Annotated in this window: 16 protein-coding genes; 9 read left to right on the top strand and 7 right to left on the bottom strand. The window is 44.2% G+C overall.

Annotation, left to right across the window (positions count from 1 at the left end; genetic code table 11):
• The first annotated feature begins 26 nt into the window (after window positions 1-26).
• From F6K51_RS09305 to F6K51_RS09295, 3 genes are all read left to right on the top strand, one after another.
• On the top strand, window positions 27-257 hold the full coding sequence (locus F6K51_RS09305; RefSeq protein WP_293019796.1) for a hypothetical protein: 231 nt from the start codon (window positions 27-29) through the stop codon (window positions 255-257).
• Window positions 258-282: 25 nt separating this feature from the next.
• Window positions 283-528 carry a hypothetical protein gene (locus tag F6K51_RS09300; RefSeq protein ID WP_293019795.1) on the top strand — a complete coding sequence of 82 codons (246 nt, stop codon included), beginning with the start codon at window positions 283-285 and terminating at the stop codon, window positions 526-528.
• A gap of 65 nt (window positions 529-593) precedes the next feature.
• Entirely contained in the window at window positions 594-836 is a 243-nt protein-coding gene (locus F6K51_RS09295) for a hypothetical protein (protein WP_293019794.1), read from the top strand.
• An 85-nt stretch (window positions 837-921) separates the two neighbouring features.
• Here the strand turns inward: F6K51_RS09295 and glcD are convergent, their stop codons facing one another.
• Window positions 922-2,385: a glycolate oxidase subunit GlcD gene (glcD, locus tag F6K51_RS09290; protein WP_293019793.1), complete on the bottom strand. Its 1,464-nt coding sequence runs from the start codon at window positions 2,383-2,385 to the stop codon at window positions 922-924.
• A gap of 351 nt (window positions 2,386-2,736) precedes the next feature.
• On the opposite strand from glcD, the gene F6K51_RS09285 reads away from it, so the two are divergent.
• Window positions 2,737-3,393 carry a GNAT family N-acetyltransferase gene (locus F6K51_RS09285; RefSeq protein ID WP_293019791.1) on the top strand — a complete coding sequence of 219 codons (657 nt, stop codon included), beginning with the start codon at window positions 2,737-2,739 and terminating at the stop codon, window positions 3,391-3,393.
• A gap of 558 nt (window positions 3,394-3,951) precedes the next feature.
• Complete coding sequence (locus tag F6K51_RS09280; RefSeq protein ID WP_293019789.1) at window positions 3,952-4,533, top strand: hypothetical protein; 582 nt, start codon at window positions 3,952-3,954, stop codon at window positions 4,531-4,533.
• A 126-nt stretch (window positions 4,534-4,659) separates the two neighbouring features.
• On the opposite strand, the gene F6K51_RS09275 is transcribed toward F6K51_RS09280, so the two are convergent.
• Window positions 4,660-4,800, bottom strand: a complete 141-nt coding sequence (locus F6K51_RS09275; protein WP_293019787.1) for a hypothetical protein — start codon at window positions 4,798-4,800, stop codon at window positions 4,660-4,662.
• Window positions 4,801-4,991: 191 nt separating this feature from the next.
• On the opposite strand from F6K51_RS09275, the gene F6K51_RS09270 reads away from it, so the two are divergent.
• Window positions 4,992-5,900, top strand: a complete 909-nt coding sequence (locus tag F6K51_RS09270) for an H-type lectin domain-containing protein (protein ID WP_293019785.1) — start codon at window positions 4,992-4,994, stop codon at window positions 5,898-5,900.
• Window positions 5,901-6,096: 196 nt separating this feature from the next.
• Here the strand turns inward: F6K51_RS09270 and F6K51_RS09265 are convergent, their stop codons facing one another.
• Together F6K51_RS09265 and F6K51_RS09260 are read right to left on the bottom strand one after the other, a co-directional pair.
• The gene (locus F6K51_RS09265; RefSeq protein ID WP_293019783.1) at window positions 6,097-6,435 is read right to left on the bottom strand and encodes a DUF2973 domain-containing protein; all 339 of its coding nucleotides are present in this window, start codon (window positions 6,433-6,435) and stop codon (window positions 6,097-6,099) included.
• A 147-nt stretch (window positions 6,436-6,582) separates the two neighbouring features.
• Entirely contained in the window at window positions 6,583-6,930 is a 348-nt protein-coding gene (locus F6K51_RS09260; protein ID WP_293019781.1) for a DUF2605 domain-containing protein, read from the bottom strand.
• Between the two features lie 968 nt (window positions 6,931-7,898).
• Between F6K51_RS09260 and thrS the strand changes: the two genes are divergently transcribed.
• Together thrS and F6K51_RS09250 are read left to right on the top strand one after the other, a co-directional pair.
• Window positions 7,899-9,716, top strand: a complete 1,818-nt coding sequence (gene thrS, locus F6K51_RS09255; protein WP_293019779.1) for a threonine--tRNA ligase — start codon at window positions 7,899-7,901, stop codon at window positions 9,714-9,716.
• 134 nt (window positions 9,717-9,850) lie between these two features.
• Window positions 9,851-10,039 carry a hypothetical protein gene (locus tag F6K51_RS09250; RefSeq protein WP_293019777.1) on the top strand — a complete coding sequence of 63 codons (189 nt, stop codon included), beginning with the start codon at window positions 9,851-9,853 and terminating at the stop codon, window positions 10,037-10,039.
• Here the strand turns inward: F6K51_RS09250 and F6K51_RS09245 are convergent.
• Both F6K51_RS09245 and F6K51_RS09240 read right to left on the bottom strand, forming a co-directional pair.
• Window positions 9,948-14,945 carry a tetratricopeptide repeat protein gene (locus tag F6K51_RS09245; protein ID WP_293019775.1) on the bottom strand — a complete coding sequence of 1,666 codons (4,998 nt, stop codon included), beginning with the start codon at window positions 14,943-14,945 and terminating at the stop codon, window positions 9,948-9,950. The genes F6K51_RS09250 and F6K51_RS09245 overlap by 92 nt on opposite strands.
• 236 nt (window positions 14,946-15,181) lie before the next feature.
• Window positions 15,182-15,409, bottom strand: coding sequence for a hypothetical protein (locus F6K51_RS09240; protein WP_293019773.1), 228 nt, complete (start codon window positions 15,407-15,409; stop codon window positions 15,182-15,184).
• Window positions 15,410-15,484: 75 nt separating this feature from the next.
• Between F6K51_RS09240 and F6K51_RS09235 the strand changes: the two genes are divergently transcribed.
• The gene (locus tag F6K51_RS09235; RefSeq protein WP_293019771.1) at window positions 15,485-16,069 is read left to right on the top strand and encodes a thioredoxin family protein; all 585 of its coding nucleotides are present in this window, start codon (window positions 15,485-15,487) and stop codon (window positions 16,067-16,069) included.
• Here F6K51_RS09235 and F6K51_RS09230 read toward each other — a convergent pair.
• On the bottom strand, window positions 16,054-16,284 hold a 231-nt coding region (locus F6K51_RS09230; RefSeq protein ID WP_293019770.1), incomplete at its 5' end, for a hypothetical protein. The two genes, F6K51_RS09235 and F6K51_RS09230, sit on opposite strands and share 16 nt — an antisense overlap.

The raw sequence follows: 16,284 nt of genomic DNA, 5'->3' as shown, positions 1-16,284 counted from the left end.
GATACCTCGCCCTTGGAGTTGGGAGTATGGAAAGGGCAGAGAGAGTGTGGGAAGTGTGGGGAGATGGGGAAATGGGGAGATGGGGACTCAGATCAGCAACTGGGGTGGAAACCACGCTCAACCTTCAACAAACCACCATACATCAGTATCCGGATCTCGGTTCGGTGGAAATGAATACTGGCTTAGTGTCAAAACCTGCCAGATCACATTTGTGCTTCCAAGAAACTGATGCAAAATATATGGACTTCTGTGGATAAGCTTGGTAAAGCTTTACTAGGGCATATGTGGAGAAGTGTATACCTGAGCTTTCAGGATGCGATCGCTCTGCTTGTAATCCTCTACATTCCTAGTTTAATCGGGCAGTTAATTCTCTCCAACACCTTCTTAGATTTTAGTGTTTGTCTAGATAGTACCATTGGTGTCCAATTTTATGCCAGCTTAATCATCGGTGCCGCTAATTTTTTGCTCTGGATCCTGATTGCTGGTCGCATAATTGGTCGTTTGTGGGCACATTTCAATAATTTTTAATCTCATTAAACTTTTAATTATAACATTTTTAAATCGGTTGAGGTATTTTCCTTCTTGGTTTTAGAATGAAGTTAAGCCGTAACAAAATTACTTTGGAGCAGGAAGCCAAAGCTGGATTGAATTCCCTACTCCAGCAAACAGCTCAAGTTGGGAGTTTTTTTTTCGTCTTGCTGTTAATCAGTCTTGGTAATCCTTCAGGATTAGTCGTCAGTTTGAGTTTTTTGTGGGGAATTGCCTTTGTGGCTTGGCAAGAAAATCAGCGACTGACTGGGAACCGCAAAAGGCAAAAGGCAAAAGGCAAAAGGTAATTTTTTTGCCTAATCTCAACCTAACTCGAAGCTCCTGAGTCCTGGATAAGGAACGAAGGCTCATGTCGAACTCACAAAACTTGGTTTAAAAACGCTCGATAGACTCAAATTCCTTGATTTTTCTGGCATTTGCTGCCTCTCCACAAGTCCGGGGTGTCGGAAATACCTTGCCTGGATTGGCTAAACCCTTGGGATTGAATACCTGATTAACCCATTTCATCGTTTCCAAGTCCACCTTAGTGAACATATCTGGCATAAAACAGTTCTTATCCGCACCAATCCCATGTTCCCCAGATATACTACCCCCTGCTTTCACACAGAGTTTGAGGATTTCGCCACCAACATTTTCTACCTCTTCTAATGCCCCAGGCACCTTTTCATCGTACAAGATTAGGGGGTGTAGATTTCCATCACCCGCATGGAATACGTTAGCTATTGTGTACCCAGATTTCTCGCTTAATGCCTCAATCTCCCTCAAAACCCCGGCTAACTCAGTGCGAGGAATCACCCCATCTTGGACGAAATAATTGGGACTGATCTTCCCTGCCGCAGCAAAAGCAGCCTTGCGACCTTTCCATAATTTCAGGCGGGTTTCTTCGTCACTAGCCGTAGTGATATTTCTTGCCCCATTCTGTTTACACAGTTGGGCAACCCGCTGTTTATTAGTGTCCACTTCTACCTTTAAGCCATCCAGTTCTACGAGCAATATTGCTCCAGCATCCCTCGGATAACAACCTGTTGCCACTATGTCCTCTACCGCATTGATGCTGAGATTATCCATCATTTCCATACCCGCAGGAATGATTCCAGCACCAATAATGTCAGTAACCGCAGTACCAGCAGCTTCAATGCTAGTAAAGTCCGCTAGGAGGACACAAATTGATTCTGGTCTCTTGAGGATGCGCAGCGTAATTTCTGTAGCGATCCCCAAGGTGCCTTCGGAACCAACAAATAAGCCAGTTAGGTCGTAACCAGGCATTTCTTGAACTGATCCCCCTACATCCACGATTGAACCGTCAGGAAGAACCAATTTTAATCCCATGACGTGATTAGTGGTCACGCCATATTTGAGGCAATGGACACCACCAGAGTTCTCAGCCACATTGCCACCAATGGAACAAATAATTTGACTGGAGGGATCAGGGGCATAATAGAAACCCGCACCACTGACTGCTTGGGTCACCCAGTTGTTGATTAAGCCCGGTTGTACTACGATTCGCTGATTTTCCAGGTCAATGTCCAGGATACCCTTCATGAGGGCAGTGACAATCAACACACCATCTTCTATAGGTAGAGCACCACCGGATAATCCTGTGCCAGCCCCCCGTGCCACCCAAGGGATAGAATAGCGATCGCATATCTTAAGCACCTCTGAGACTTGTTCGGTAGTTCGTGGTAGCACTACTACCGCTGGTCGTTGGCGATAGCTGGCCAGACCATCACATTCATAGGTCAACAATTCTTCACGACGTTGAACCACACCATTTTTGCCTACTATCGCCACAAATTTCTTAATGATTGGGGTCCAGTCAGTCTTATGATTCGTCATGTTTCAATAGCGATAGAATAATGTGAACTACCTGACGTTGAAGAATTTCTAGTTGAAGGTGGTCGGGAATGACTTAAGCTAATCCCGTCAGCCGATTTTGCTCAAACTGGTCAAAAAGGTATTAATTATTAAGTATAACGTTTAATGTCTCCTATTTACCTTACTATTTACCTGACCTGAAATGGGGTAAATAGTTTCGAGCTCAATTGCTCATACCTGATTCAAAGTGCTTAGCCATATACCTTCTGCTCCCTTCAATCTACGGGAAGCTAAGGGGTAAATTAGAACCCCTTCGGCGTATAGTCTACATACTTTAGTTAGAGTTTACCATTCCCAAATAATTTTGTAGTTGTGGATTCCTGCTTTTCTTTCTTAACCCTTCATAAATCTGTCCCTACTGGTCAAGATACCTTGGCTGGTGGTATATCTCAAGTCACTATACGTGATGCTCAATTTGAGGATATCAGCACTCTAGCAGATATTCTTGCAGATAGCTTTCACCCTCAAAAAGGGCTGATCAGCTGGGTTCACCCTCTATTAAGACTGGGTATTTACGAAGATTTGCGCCACAGACTGCGATCTAGTTTACCCCATTACCTGTGTTTAGTCGCCGTCACTACCGTTTCCGGTTCTGCTGGTACCAGTGAGATGCTAGCTGGTACTGTAGAGCTAACACTCCGTTCTCGCTATTGCTGGCCAAAGCCCAACTGCCAACATCTTTACCTCTCCAATCTGGCTGTCAGAAAGTCTTGTCGGCGGCAAGGAGTCGGAGAAAATTTGCTCTTGGCTTGTGAGCAAACTGCCCTAGAATGGGGCTTTCAAGACCTCTACTTGCATGTTTTGGAAAACAATTATCAGGCCAGGCAACTTTATCTCAAGAGGGGATATGAACTGCATCGGGTAGAACCAAGCTATACCGGAGGATTGCTTAGGCTTCCCAAACGCCTGCTCTTACACAAGCAGATTAATCCTGCTGGTCTTAGTTCACCGGGTCAGAGTCTGTCTTAGTAGGCTGAATTTCGTCATAATGGAGTTATCAAGCTGACCAATAACACATACATTTGGTGATTTATCACATTGACAAAACAAACAAAATATGTAATACAACATTTTGGCTGCTGACTATCTGTAGCAGAGTATCTTTTTTGTAACAGAACAAAAATGGGGTTATTGATAAAGTTTTCAAGAAAATTGGTTTTTGAAGACCTTGCCCGGATCGAAATTTAGTTTATTTGTGCTACGGTCTACTTGTAAATCCCATGAAATCTACCCTAGTAAACCACAAAAGTTGCTTTATACCAATAAATTGTAGCTATTGATACCAATAATCTATAATTTAGGATCTAGCCATACAAAGTTTTGGTGTCTTGAAGCCATTTTGAGGTGTTTTTTGATAACTAGTAACTTAGGTTAAACCCAAGTTACTAGTTGGAAATGGTAGTTGAACAAGACTTGACTCTCCGTTTTGTGTATTTTCAAAAATTTACAGCTATTTTAAGGAAAGCGGATCGGGGCTTTTAGCTTGGGTGCTTACCTGCTCTAAGATATTACGCCATATAGTTTCAGATGGAGAGTGAATACCAACACTATTACCAGATAGCTCTTTACCCAAAGGAGGTGGTTGCTCACAACCAGGGTCTCGCCAATCCTCAACCCCTAAGTGGCATGAACCAGGAAAGCCTGAACCTCTGCAAGAATCAGATGAGAGACTCACAGCCATCAGAAATTCTCTCGCAATTTCGGGATAAACAATTGTTAATTGTTAATAGTAGGCGTCGCAATGGCCTAATCATATATAAGCACTACCATGCAGAATTCGCAGGACCAGGTTCGGCTGTAGGAGGAATATTTGATCTTGATTGTCAGGGAGTAGTCCCAGTGGGCAATCTATCATTGGTTTCTCCAGAATCAGCTGAAGAGCGACGGCGTGCTTATTTGATTCGGCGGCAATGGATTCGACTGACTAAACAAATTACAGAATATCCAAGTCCTATACAACGAACCCAACAGATTCTTGAACAGTTTGAGGGATTTGGTTTTGATGCCAACACTATTGCCCAACTGCCAGATGAAGCCTTTGCTCTGCTGGTAGGGGTTTTGCCCTATACAATCAGGAAGGTACGTAACGCCCCTCACCATGAGCATTAAGTCTGGAATCCTTTGGCTGATGCTGATCGTCTCAATTGATTATAAAATTTCTAAATTTAGATTTAGATCTGCGGAATCCCCCCAGCTACCGGTCTCCCGAAGCATTATTTAACTTCAATGATTAGATCAACTAGCGCTATAGTAGGTAATGGGTAATGGGTAATGGGTAATGGGTAATGGGTAATGGGTAATGGGTAATGGGTAATGGGTAATGGGTAATGGGTAATGGGTAAGAGAGAATTGTGCCAAACCCCTACCTATCACCATTTACTATCACCATTTACTGTTCACCATGGATTATCCTGGCTGCCATCCGATCAGGCTCTGTAGTTGGCGAATAGAGCAATTTCAGCTATAACAGCCCATAGGGTATTTGGCGGGCTTGTCGAAATAATGGAGATAGTTGATTATTATCTAAACTATCTAAGGAATTGTCGGTGTTTAGCCAGTTGGTTACTATGAATGATTTTGACATACTTAAAAAAACTATCGATCGCCTAAGAAGCGAACGAGATGATCTCAAGAAAGAACTAGATACCTACCGAAGTTATCTGGATAAGCGCTCTACAGATATCAGAGCTTTAATTTATACAGAATTACAACTATTTTCCCCAAAAATAGCTGAGGAACTCAGGAAGGAATTCAGAACACAATTTCACCTCGTGATTGCCTTGTTGGTTTTCACTACCCTATTGACCACCGTCAGTGGTTTTGTAGTTATGTCTAGTCTTGTTGATAGTTCGGTAAAAGGACATATCAAAGATCAAGAAGAACAACTTAAGAAACTCAACAAACGTATAAACAATTCTCTATTTGATAACCGAGTTGATCTGCAAGTTCTTCAGCAACAAACTCAAACTATCAAAGCCCAAACTCAAGACTATCAAAAACAAGCTCACTATCTAAATAGTAAGGTACAAAGCTTAGATATCAACGCTTCTACTATAGAGAAAAAACTTAATGCTCTTCTAGAATCAGACCCAGTAGCCTTGGGAGATATAGTTGAACGGATAAATAACTTAACTCAAGATAGTAATCAGCTGATTACTATCTCTCGCAGTATCGAAGAAGTGGCTAATTCACAGATTAAACTGGAGAGTGGAGAGATTTCTGTTAGGGAAGGGAATTTATCAAAGGGTGATGGCAGACGAAGAATATCAGGTGAGCAAAAGTTTAATACCAACTTTTCTTCCGAGCCTGTGGTTTATATTGCTTTAAACGACATCGATAGTGATAATGATGAAAATCTCCGATTAAAAGTTGATGTCACTGATGTCAACCGAGAGGGGTTTCAGTATGTATTGGAAACCTGGGGAGACACGCGGGTTTACAGTGCTAATGCAAGTTGGTTTGCCTATGGCAAATAAATCAGATCTAGTCCGGTTTAATACTTATCATTGAATGGTGTTCGTCAAGGAAAATGGATTCAGCGCTGCATCGCTATTCCCTATTTCCTATTGCCTGGGCGCAGCGCTATAGTTTTTCCACCCACGAATTCGGTCAGGGGAAATAGTTTTGGTTATCCCCTTTCCCTTTGTCTAGCCCTAACGTGAAATCAATAGACTACTGGTTTTCTTCTGTCTTCCCCTTGCTGTTACCGGGAGAAGAATTGTATATAGCGTCTAACTGTTGGCGAGCGTCTTCAACGGTCATTGACCGCATCACTAACAGCGGTTCATTGATAGGGTTGCCACTATCATCAAGCAGTTCCGGGTGCGGTACTGACTTAGCAGGAGATGGATTGGCATTCACTTGATTCCGACCCCATTGGGCGGGTGATTTTCCCCATGCTGAGAAAGAACGCTGGGAATCAAAACTCAAACTTAATAGGTTACGAATTAAATTCCCAATCGCTAAAAATGCTATAACAGTAAAGGCAATTAGATAAATTAGGTGTAACATCGTATTGTCCTCCCGACCAAATAGTTGGTCTTTAACTCCTTGTCTTGCTCAGGGATAAAAAACGGCTTTTTATAGGTGGTTAGTTAACCTTAACAAAAGGTAGTCCACTATTTCCTCATTCATTTCCTGAATCTAGGTGCGTCAAGATTAGTCATTCCCTGAGGCCGCTGACTCGGATGCACCGGATGCCAATGATCGCAACCGGATTGCCACTCCCCAACATTCTCTCACTAATTGGTGCCATGGCATCATGGTAGAAAGTTCAACTCCTACTTGACCATTAGTGGCGTCAAAAAGCATTTTAGCTGTATTTACCTCCTTCTGGGCTTGCTTTACCCGCTTGAGTAGCTCAGATTGTTCCTCCGTGGTCAAAAAGGTGATATCTTCAGTTTCTAACAACGAAAGCGATCGCTCAAACCAGTAGTCAAAATCTACTAGTAGCGGTTCCAATATGGTTTTCAGTAACTCCGGTGTTGATGGCTGGGGTTGATCCATGATATTAAAAGGGTTTATTTTTTCATAGTCTACCTTAATTATATTTACATTTTTTTACAATTTGTGACATAACCCTTAACACTTTTAGAACACTACTACTCCCTCAAAATTCAATTGAGGGGTAAGCATATGCGCTACTTGAGATGCTACTTGAGGTGCGGTCAGCCGTCAGCGGTCAGCCGTTAGCAGACGTAACTCAGCATTATTGGAATGGTTACCTGTTTTCTTGATGCAAAGCGCTCATGGGGGAAACCACGGCAGTCGCTCATGGGGGGAACCACGGCAGCGCGGTCATGGTTTGAAGTTACCGTAAGATAGTGGAGCCTTATTAACAAATATTTAACCCTTTTCTGCATAACCTGCTAACTATAAAGGCTCCACTATCTAAGGTTTCGTCTCCGGGGAGACCCCCAAGACCGGGCTGCCTCCCCAAGACCGGGCTGCCTCCCCAAGACCGTAATGGTGCGTTTGACCCGTAATTAAATTCGCCACGGGTCGCACCTGAGGCATCGCTTATTCAAAAGCACCATCTGTAGCGTGGCACAGGCTTCGACGCATCGGACCCATTAGCTGATAGCTGATAGCTGATCCCTGAAAGCTGATAGCTGAATGCTTACATTGAGGGGTAAGCTCAAGTCCGGTTGAATACCCATCATAAAGACGATTGATGGCCAGATGGTTAAATGGGGCAGATTTTGATTAAGGGTAATTATCCTGACATGATCTAAAATAGACCTTGGCCAATTAGGCACGCTTGTACTATGCATTTGTGCTATCAATTAAGTACCAAAACCATTAAGCCAACCCGTAACCCCTAACCCCTTGCCCTCACCCTCAAAACTAAATTGAGAGAGTACTACACCAGAAACATGTACTTTGCGAAAAACTAAGCTTTGTATCATAGAGGGATAGCACAAAATTGGTGTTACGGTCATAGCGCGTTACTCAATTCCATAGAACATTCACCGATGGTTAACTCAGAACCCTCCGAACAGCCTGAAAAAATTCATTTGCCCCGTACTAGCGAATCCGATACCCTAAAAAGGCTCCGTCATACGACCTCCCATGTGATGGCGATGGCCGTCCAGAAGCTATTTCCGAAGGCTCAGGTGACTATCGGTCCTTGGATTGAAAATGGTTTTTATTATGATTTTGATCAGCCAGAACCGTTTACTGAGCAAGACCTGAAGAAAATCCAAAAGGAAATGGTCAAAATCATTAAGCGGAAGCTTCCGGTAATTCGGGAAGAGGTGCCACGGGAAGAAGCTCAACGGCGGATCAAGGAACTGGGTGAATCCTATAAACTGGAAATTTTGGCAGATTTAGAAGACCCGATCTCGATTTACCACCTGGGGGATGAGTGGTGGGATTTGTGTGCTGGTCCCCATTTGGAAAATACCAGTGAAATCAACCCAAAGGCTATTGAATTGGAAAGTGTGGCTGGGGCTTACTGGCGAGGGGATGCGAGTAATACTCAACTCCAGCGCATTTATGGTACAGCTTGGGAAAACCCAGAGCAACTACAGGAATATAAGCGCCGTAAGCAAGAAGCCCTGAAACGGGATCACCGTAAGCTGGGTAAGGAACTGGGACTGTTTATTTTTTCTGACCCGGTGGGACCAGGATTACCCCTGTGGACCCCGAAAGGAACGGTTTTGCGTACCCTTTTGAAAGATTTCCTCACGCAAGAACAGCTTAAACGAGGTTATCTACCAGTGGAGACACCCCATATTGGTCGAGTGGACTTGTTTAAGGTATCCGGTCACTGGCAGAACTATAAAGAGGATATGTTCCCGATGATGGCTGAGGATGAGGAAGCAGCAGCCGCAGAACAAGGATTTGTCCTAAAGCCGATGAATTGCCCCTTCCATATCCAAATTTATAAGAGTGAATTGCGCTCCTACCGGGAATTGCCCATGCGCTTGGCAGAATTTGGTACAGTGTATCGCTATGAGCAATCTGGGGAACTGGGGGGGTTGACCAGGGTGCGTGGTTTCACGGTGGATGATTCTCACCTATTTGTGATGCCAGATCAGTTGGATCAGGAATTCATCAATGTGGTGGATTTAATCCTATCAGTGTTCAAAACTCTGCAAATGAAGAACTTTAAAGCACGGTTGAGTTTCCGTGACCCGGCCTCGGATAAGTATATTGGTTCCGATCAGGCTTGGGAAAAAGCCCAAGGAGCAATTCGCCGTGCTGTGGATACCTTGGGCATGGAATCCTCTGAAGCACTAGGGGAAGCGGCATTTTATGGCCCGAAACTGGACTTTATCTTCCAGGATCTCCTGGACAGGGAATGGCAGTTAGGAACGGTACAGGTGGATTACAACTTGCCAGAACGATTTGATTTGGAGTATGTGGCAGAAGATGGCACTCGCCAACGCCCGATTATGATTCACCGTGCCCCCTTTGGGTCTATCGAGCGCCTAACTGGGATATTGATTGAACAGTATGGGGGAGACTTCCCCTTCTGGTTAGCACCAGTACAAGCACGATTGTTACCAGTCGGGGACGCACAGTTGCCTTTTGCTCAGGAAGTGGCAGCAAAAATGCGATCGCATGGCATTCGAGCAGAAGTCGATACCAGTGGGGAAAGGCTTGGTAAAGCAATTCGTAATGCCGAAAAGGCTAAAATCCCGGTGATGAGTGTGATTGGTGCCAAGGAAGTCGAAGCAAACAGTTTAAATATTCGTACCCGTGCCGCTGGGGAATTGGGAATGATGCCCATAGACCTGGTTGTAGAAAAGATGGAGCAGGCAAATCGGAATCGGGAGAATTTTTAGACTCTAAAGGGAGTAGGGAAAGAGAGGGGAGTGTCGGAGGTGTGGGAGGTGTGGGGAGATAGGGAGATGGGGAGATGGGGAGTTAGATCAGCAACTGGCTTGGTTTCCACGGGGCTGACAAGGTGCGGACCCAGGTGACCAAATTCCCAATTCCCAATTCCCAATTCCCGATTCCCGATTCCCGATTCCCGATTCCCGATTCCCGATTCCCGATTCCCTACTCCCTACTCCCTACTCCCCATTCAACAGTTCTGGTAAAATCCCATCACACAATTTGCGATCGCTTTCACTCAAGGTCGGATTATGCTTCAAATAGTCCCTGATCCAATAGCACCCCTTCACCAATAAATTCTTTAAATCAGAGGTTAAATCACAGCTAGTGGTATGACTCCCCCTGGTAACTATCCCCTGTCCAGGTTTTACACCTAGGAGTGTACTGCCATTAATCGGTCCGCCAACGGTTTTGATTTCTGTACCATCGATATTCCAGATTTTAGCAGTACCATCTTCACTGACCGATACCAACGTTTGACCGTCAGCCAGGAAACAGGCATTGCACACAGGAGCAAGATGTCCTTTTAAGGTTTTGAATTCCTTACCATCACGAGTCCAAAGCTTTACCGTCCTATCAGAACTAACGGAAGCAATCATTTGACTGTCAGGACTAAAAACAACACCTCTAACTCCTGCTTGATGTCCTTGTAAGGTAGTGATCAGTTTACCATCCAAACTCCACAGTTTCACCGTTTTATCAGCACTAGCGGAAGCCATAATTTCACCATCCCCACTGAATCTCAAACAGACAATTTTTAGACTATGGGCTGGAATCGTATCGATTAAGCTACCATCGAGATGCCAACGTTTAATGGTTTTATCTTCTCCTGCGGAAGCCAGCATCTGACCATCCTGACTGAATCTAATGGTAAGGATTTTAGCAAGATGACCGTTGAGAGTATTTATGAGTACTCCGTTATCCTGTCCATACTTATCATCAATCCCCCACAACTTGATGATTCTGTCATTACCCGCAGAAGCCAGGATTTTACCATCAGGACTAAAACTTAGACTCCTGATACTCAGACCATGGGCTGGAAAGGTTTGCAGTAAGGCTCCATTAAGATGCCAAATTTTAATAATACCATCCACACTAGCAGTGGCTAATAGTTTTGCTTTAGGACTAAAACTGACACTCCTGACACTAGCTTCATGTCCTGAAAATGTTCTAAGTAATGTGCCGTCTAGACTCCATAGTTTTACTGTTTTATCTTCACTAGCTGAAGCATACTGCTGACCGGTAGAATTAAAACAAAAGCCGATAAGTTTACCAGTATGCCTTTGCTGAGTATTCAGTCCAATACCCTTGAGACTCCAAAGTCTGATAGTTTTATCGACACTAGCAGAAGCCAGTAACCGTCCATCGGGACTGAAACTTACCCCACACACAGACCCTTTGTGTCCTCGGAAAGTCTTGAGCTTATTCCCATCAAGGTTATAAAGTCGAATTCGATTATCTTTACTGGCTAGTGCTAATAGTTGACCATCGGGACTGAATCTAACCCGATAGACTGGCAAGCCATAATTATCGATGGAGTTGAGTTCTTTGCCATCTATATTCCAGAGTTTAGCGGTACCGTCCCAACTCCCGGAAGCCAGCATCCGACCATCTGGACTAAAGCAGACACTCAAGACACCCCTAGCATGACGATTGAAAATTTTGGGCCAACTACTGTCTAAATTCCAGAGTTTGATAGTGCCATCTTCACTAGCGATCGCAAGGGATTTACCATCAGGACTAAAACTAATCCCAAAGTTAGCAGGACCAAACCTGGTCAGGGTTTTAATCCGAGTACCATTAGGATGCCACAGCTGGATCGTGCCATCTTTACTAGCAGCAGCAATGGTGTTACCATCGGGACTAAAACTAATGTTGAAAACTTGGTTTTTATGACCTCTGAGAGTTTTCAGTAACTTGCCATCCCGTTGCCAGAGTTTGATCGTGCTATCAGCACTAGCAGAGGCAAACATTTCACCATTGGGACTAAAGCTAATGCTAAACACTTGCTCCTTGTGACCCTGACAGCTTACCAAGGGTTTCCCATCAATGCCCCAAATCCTGATGGTGCCATCTTCACTAGCAGAGGTAATTAGTTTACCATCAGGACTTAAACAAACACCAAATACTCCCGCATCATGTCCTTCCAAACGATTGCACTCTTGCAAGTTATTGATAATTTCCTGAAGCTGATTCACTTGTTGCTGTTTGATATCAGGAGCAACCTCTGTGGTGAGTAATCGTTTACCAGCTTTTACACTAGCGATCAATGCTCCTAACTGGTCGTGGGAAGATAGTAGAGCTTGAGATAGAGAACTCAGGGCTTTAATTTCTGCAATTTCTGCTCGTCTTCGTTCCTTTTGTTCTTGATGAAGTGCTTGCTTTAGTTCTTCTTTGGTCAGTTTTAACTCCGCTAGGATTTGAGGCTCTTGTCCTTGGCGAATAAATGATACTAAATAATCATGAACTAACTGATAACGATCAGCAGGATATTCTGGCAATTCAAATACTAAACCAGAACCCACTAACACCTCCATTACTAAATCCAGTTGCTCCTCTTCTAAGTCCAAATCTTCAGCTAATTCAGCCTGAGTTTTTAGCGGTCGCATCCCGTTTTCATCGGTCAGTAAATATAAAACAAGTTTAGTGATTCGTTCGTTCTCTTCACCACAGTCTTTAATAGCTGTTTCTAGGTATCGTTCAACCAGTTTTTCCTTCGGACCTTTGGCTAGATAATCTGCTAAGGTGGTAATTTTTTCGGCTTGGAGCTGAGCTCCTACCACTTGCAACTCAATGGGGAGCACCTCATTGGTATCTCCTGCTAAATCCTTGACTAGAGCATCGGTTAGGGTTGGCTCTAGAGAAAATGCCGTGTGTTCCGTTAAGCTTTTAATAACTGATTTAGTTTGCTTTGGGGAAAAGTTACCGAGATAGTAAAGAATCGTTTTATCTAAAATATTGTTGTTAATGACATCTAATTGAATTAGACGGTTACACTCTAACAAGTAATGAAGGTCATCTTCTCTAAGGGATAAAATAATTTTAACATAGGGAATATTCAAACAGATCTTCATAAATTCATATAAAACCATTCGTTGCTTTCTGTCTTTAGCCGCAAAGAAAAATTCTTCAAATTGGTCAAAGACTAAAACCACTAGGATATTGTATTCTGTTATTTCCCAGAATGTCTTGAGAATTGCGGCTGTTGTTTCTAGAGTATTACCATGATACTTAATCAGTTTTTTTTCTGCCAGAGACTTGGCTAAGGCTTTTCCAAATTCGGGAATCCAATCGGTATAAACTTGCTGGAAAACCGTTAATACCTCACGGGAGCCAATGGTTTTTTGTTTCAAGGTGGGAATTAACCCAGCTTGGACAAGGGAACTTTTACCTACTCCTGATTGACCATAAATTACCGTTAGTTTATGGTCACTACGGCCCATACGTTGCATTAAGCGATTGACATCCCCTTGTCTACCAGAGGCCGCAATGGCTGGGGTCACAGAATTGTGGTAGTCTAGATTCGGTAATGCTGGGTTAGTTACCTGTTGTTTAGGCTGCAATCGACCAGCACCAATAAAGGCTCGAAAATTGTACTGCTGCTCAATGGAGCGTCGTTCTTGTTTAACCCGAAAAGCAGTCAAATAGTTACCTTGTTGGCAGTAGCACTGGCGCAATTCTTCTAAAATCCGAATGTAAAGCTCTGGATCATACTGGGCTTTGGTTCTGGCTTTGGCCGTTTCCAGAGTTGTCAGACTGTCTTGGATTTTAGCTTGCTGCTGTTGCTGTTGCGATCGCGCAGCCCCACGATGCGATCGCGCTAGAGACAATAAATACCAACCTTGGTGAAATGAGCGCTCCCAATCACAATCGGTATCGAGTGAGCATGAGGTTGGTGTACACAATTCAGACAATGCCTGTTCTAAGATTAACAGAGCCTGTTGGGCTAACTGTTGCGCTTTAGTCCAATCAGATTTCCATAAGGCGACTTCTGCTAAAAAGCCATAGGCTCGCGCTAGTCTAAACGGATTACCATAGGTTTGATGGAGAGTCAAGGCTTTGTTAGCAACCGCCTCCAACTCATCCCACTGCCCTAGTCGTTGTAGTACCTCTGCCCAAGGATTAATAAACTTGGCAACTAAGTCTGGTCGCTCAGCCTGTTCAAAGACCTTAATACATTGCTGATAATACTCTGCGGCATGACCACAAGCGACTTGATGCTCAGCCCGATGTCTCTCAGCATAGGTACGCCACCATAATCCTAAATAGTACAGTAAGCATCCAACCCGCTCTGATGAGGAAGTGAATGTTTGGGGTTTTTCCTGGGTTGCCCTGGCCTCTGGCTCAATCTGCTGCCATTGGGCTAAACTACGCTGATAATGTTCTAGAGACTCTTGTGATGACCCATCAGCGGCACGACCCAAAACAAATTCTAAGCTGGCTTCTAACCGTGGGTCTAATCTGACCTTACGATGGTTTAGCTCATTCTGGGCTGACTTTAACTCCGTGCGGCGAGTCGAACCAATGCCCAAATTCAGGTCATCATTGTCTAGAAATCTGCCAGCACCAGAGTTTAATACTTTGCCATAGACCTGATTGACCGTTTGCTCGATAAAATCAATTAACTCATCCGTTGCCATCTCAAAGCCTATGGGAGTAGCAGCCCAACTGGTGAAATCTGGTGCTACTCGCCTCAGCTTGTGTTGGACCTGATCGGTTACCCATAACACCAGGGGGAAGGGGAAGGTTTTGCGAAATTCATCCCGTGCATTATTGGTAGAAACCAATAACCTATCAATATCCCTAACTAATTCCAAATTGTGAACAATAAGGGCATCGGGTAGTATTGATGTCAGTTCCGCTTGAACATTGCTATAGAGGTTAAGAGCCGATGAGGCCAAAGCCCTGGAGTGAAACTTAATCTGGTAGCGTTCTGTCAGTTGTTGTGTTAAGCGCTGCCGCAATGATTGATAATTACAACGGGCTAAAATCAGAGAAAATTGTCCCTGAGAAAATGCGATCGCCCGTGCTAGCATTCTTAATGATTCATTGTTATTGCCATTGAAATCTTTGGGTTGGAGCGTCATATTTATTCCAACGGTTGTGCTTCTGCCAGAATCTGATTTACGCCCTGACCATCCCCTCTGCTGATCTTGGTAGCCATGGAGCGCGTTCATGGGGGGGTTTCTACCATTATTGACTACTGCAAACCCTTAGGGTTTCCACCGTTGGGCAACGGTTTTGGTTTCCAAGGGTAGTGCGTTCGCGTAGCGTGGCCGTTCGCGTAGCGTGGCCGAAAGGCCAAAAGGCCAAAAGGCCAAAAGGCCAAAAGGCCAAAAGGCCAGACAAGGGTTTGATAGGGATCTTCACCCTTTACTCGCCTTTGCTGCAACACCTGAAACAGTAATTCCCATTATTTACCAGTAACCGCTGGCACCTGAATCTTCCGTTGCTTTCTGATTACCTTTTCCAAGCAACGACCTCTAGGAAGTTGATCTATTATACCACATTTTTTTGGTGGTTTGGTTGAAGGTTGGTTGGTTGAAGGTTGGTTGGTTGAAGGTTGGTTGGTTGAAGGTTGGTTGGTTGAAGGTTGGTTGGTTGAAGGTTGGTTGTTCCCATAGCGTGGCCGAAAGGTCAAGGTTGTTGGGATCTGATATGGTAGGCAAGGTTAGAAGAATATCAGTTTTGAGCGCAATAGTTTAGGAGTGAAACCATGGCACTAGTTAATTCGACAATGTTGCCCTTAGGTACCAAAGCACCAGAGTTTCAGTTACCGGATGCAGTGTCTGGCGAGACGATTTCCTTAGAGACCTTTGCCGGTAAGCAGGGGTTACTGGTAATGTTTATCTGCCGTCATTGTCCTTTTGTTAAACATGTACAGGGAGAATTGGCCAAGCTAGGGAAAGACTATGCCGATGCTAATCTCGGTATGGTGGCAATTAGCGCTAATGATGCGGATAATTACCCGGATGATGCTCCCGATAAACTTAAGGAAATGGCTCAGGGGCTGGGATTTACCTTTCCCTTCTGTCATGATCAAACTCAGGAAACGGCTCAGGCTTATACAGCTGCTTGTACCCCAGATTTTTTTCTATTCGATGCTAACCAAGAGCTAGTTTACAGAGGTCAATTGGATGATAGTCGTCCTAGTAATGGGATACCAGTTACAGGTAAGGATTTACGAGCAGCTATTGATGCGGTGCTAGGGTCGCAACCGGTGAATTCTGAGCAAAAGCCTAGTATTGGTTGCAATATTAAGTGGAAGCCGGGGAATGAACCGGCTTATTTTGGTGTTTGATATGTTGTTGAAGGTTGTTCGCGTAGCGTGGCCTTTTGGCCAAGGTTGTTCGCGTAGCGTGGCCTTTTGGCCAAGGTTGTTTGGTTGTTCGCGTAGCGTGGCCTTTTGGCCAAGGTTGTTCGCGTAGCGTGGCCTTTTGGCCAAGGTTGTTTGGTTGTTCGCGTAGCGTGGCCTTTTGGCCAAGGTTGTTTTGTTGTTCGCGTATCGTGGCCTTT

The sequence above is a fragment of the Moorena sp. SIO3I8 genome (assembly GCF_010692325.1).
GTDB lineage: Bacteria > Cyanobacteriota > Cyanobacteriia > Cyanobacteriales > Coleofasciculaceae > Moorena.
The sequence above is the reverse complement of the archived record's forward strand: the minus strand, read 5'-3'. Positions and strand labels throughout refer to the sequence as shown.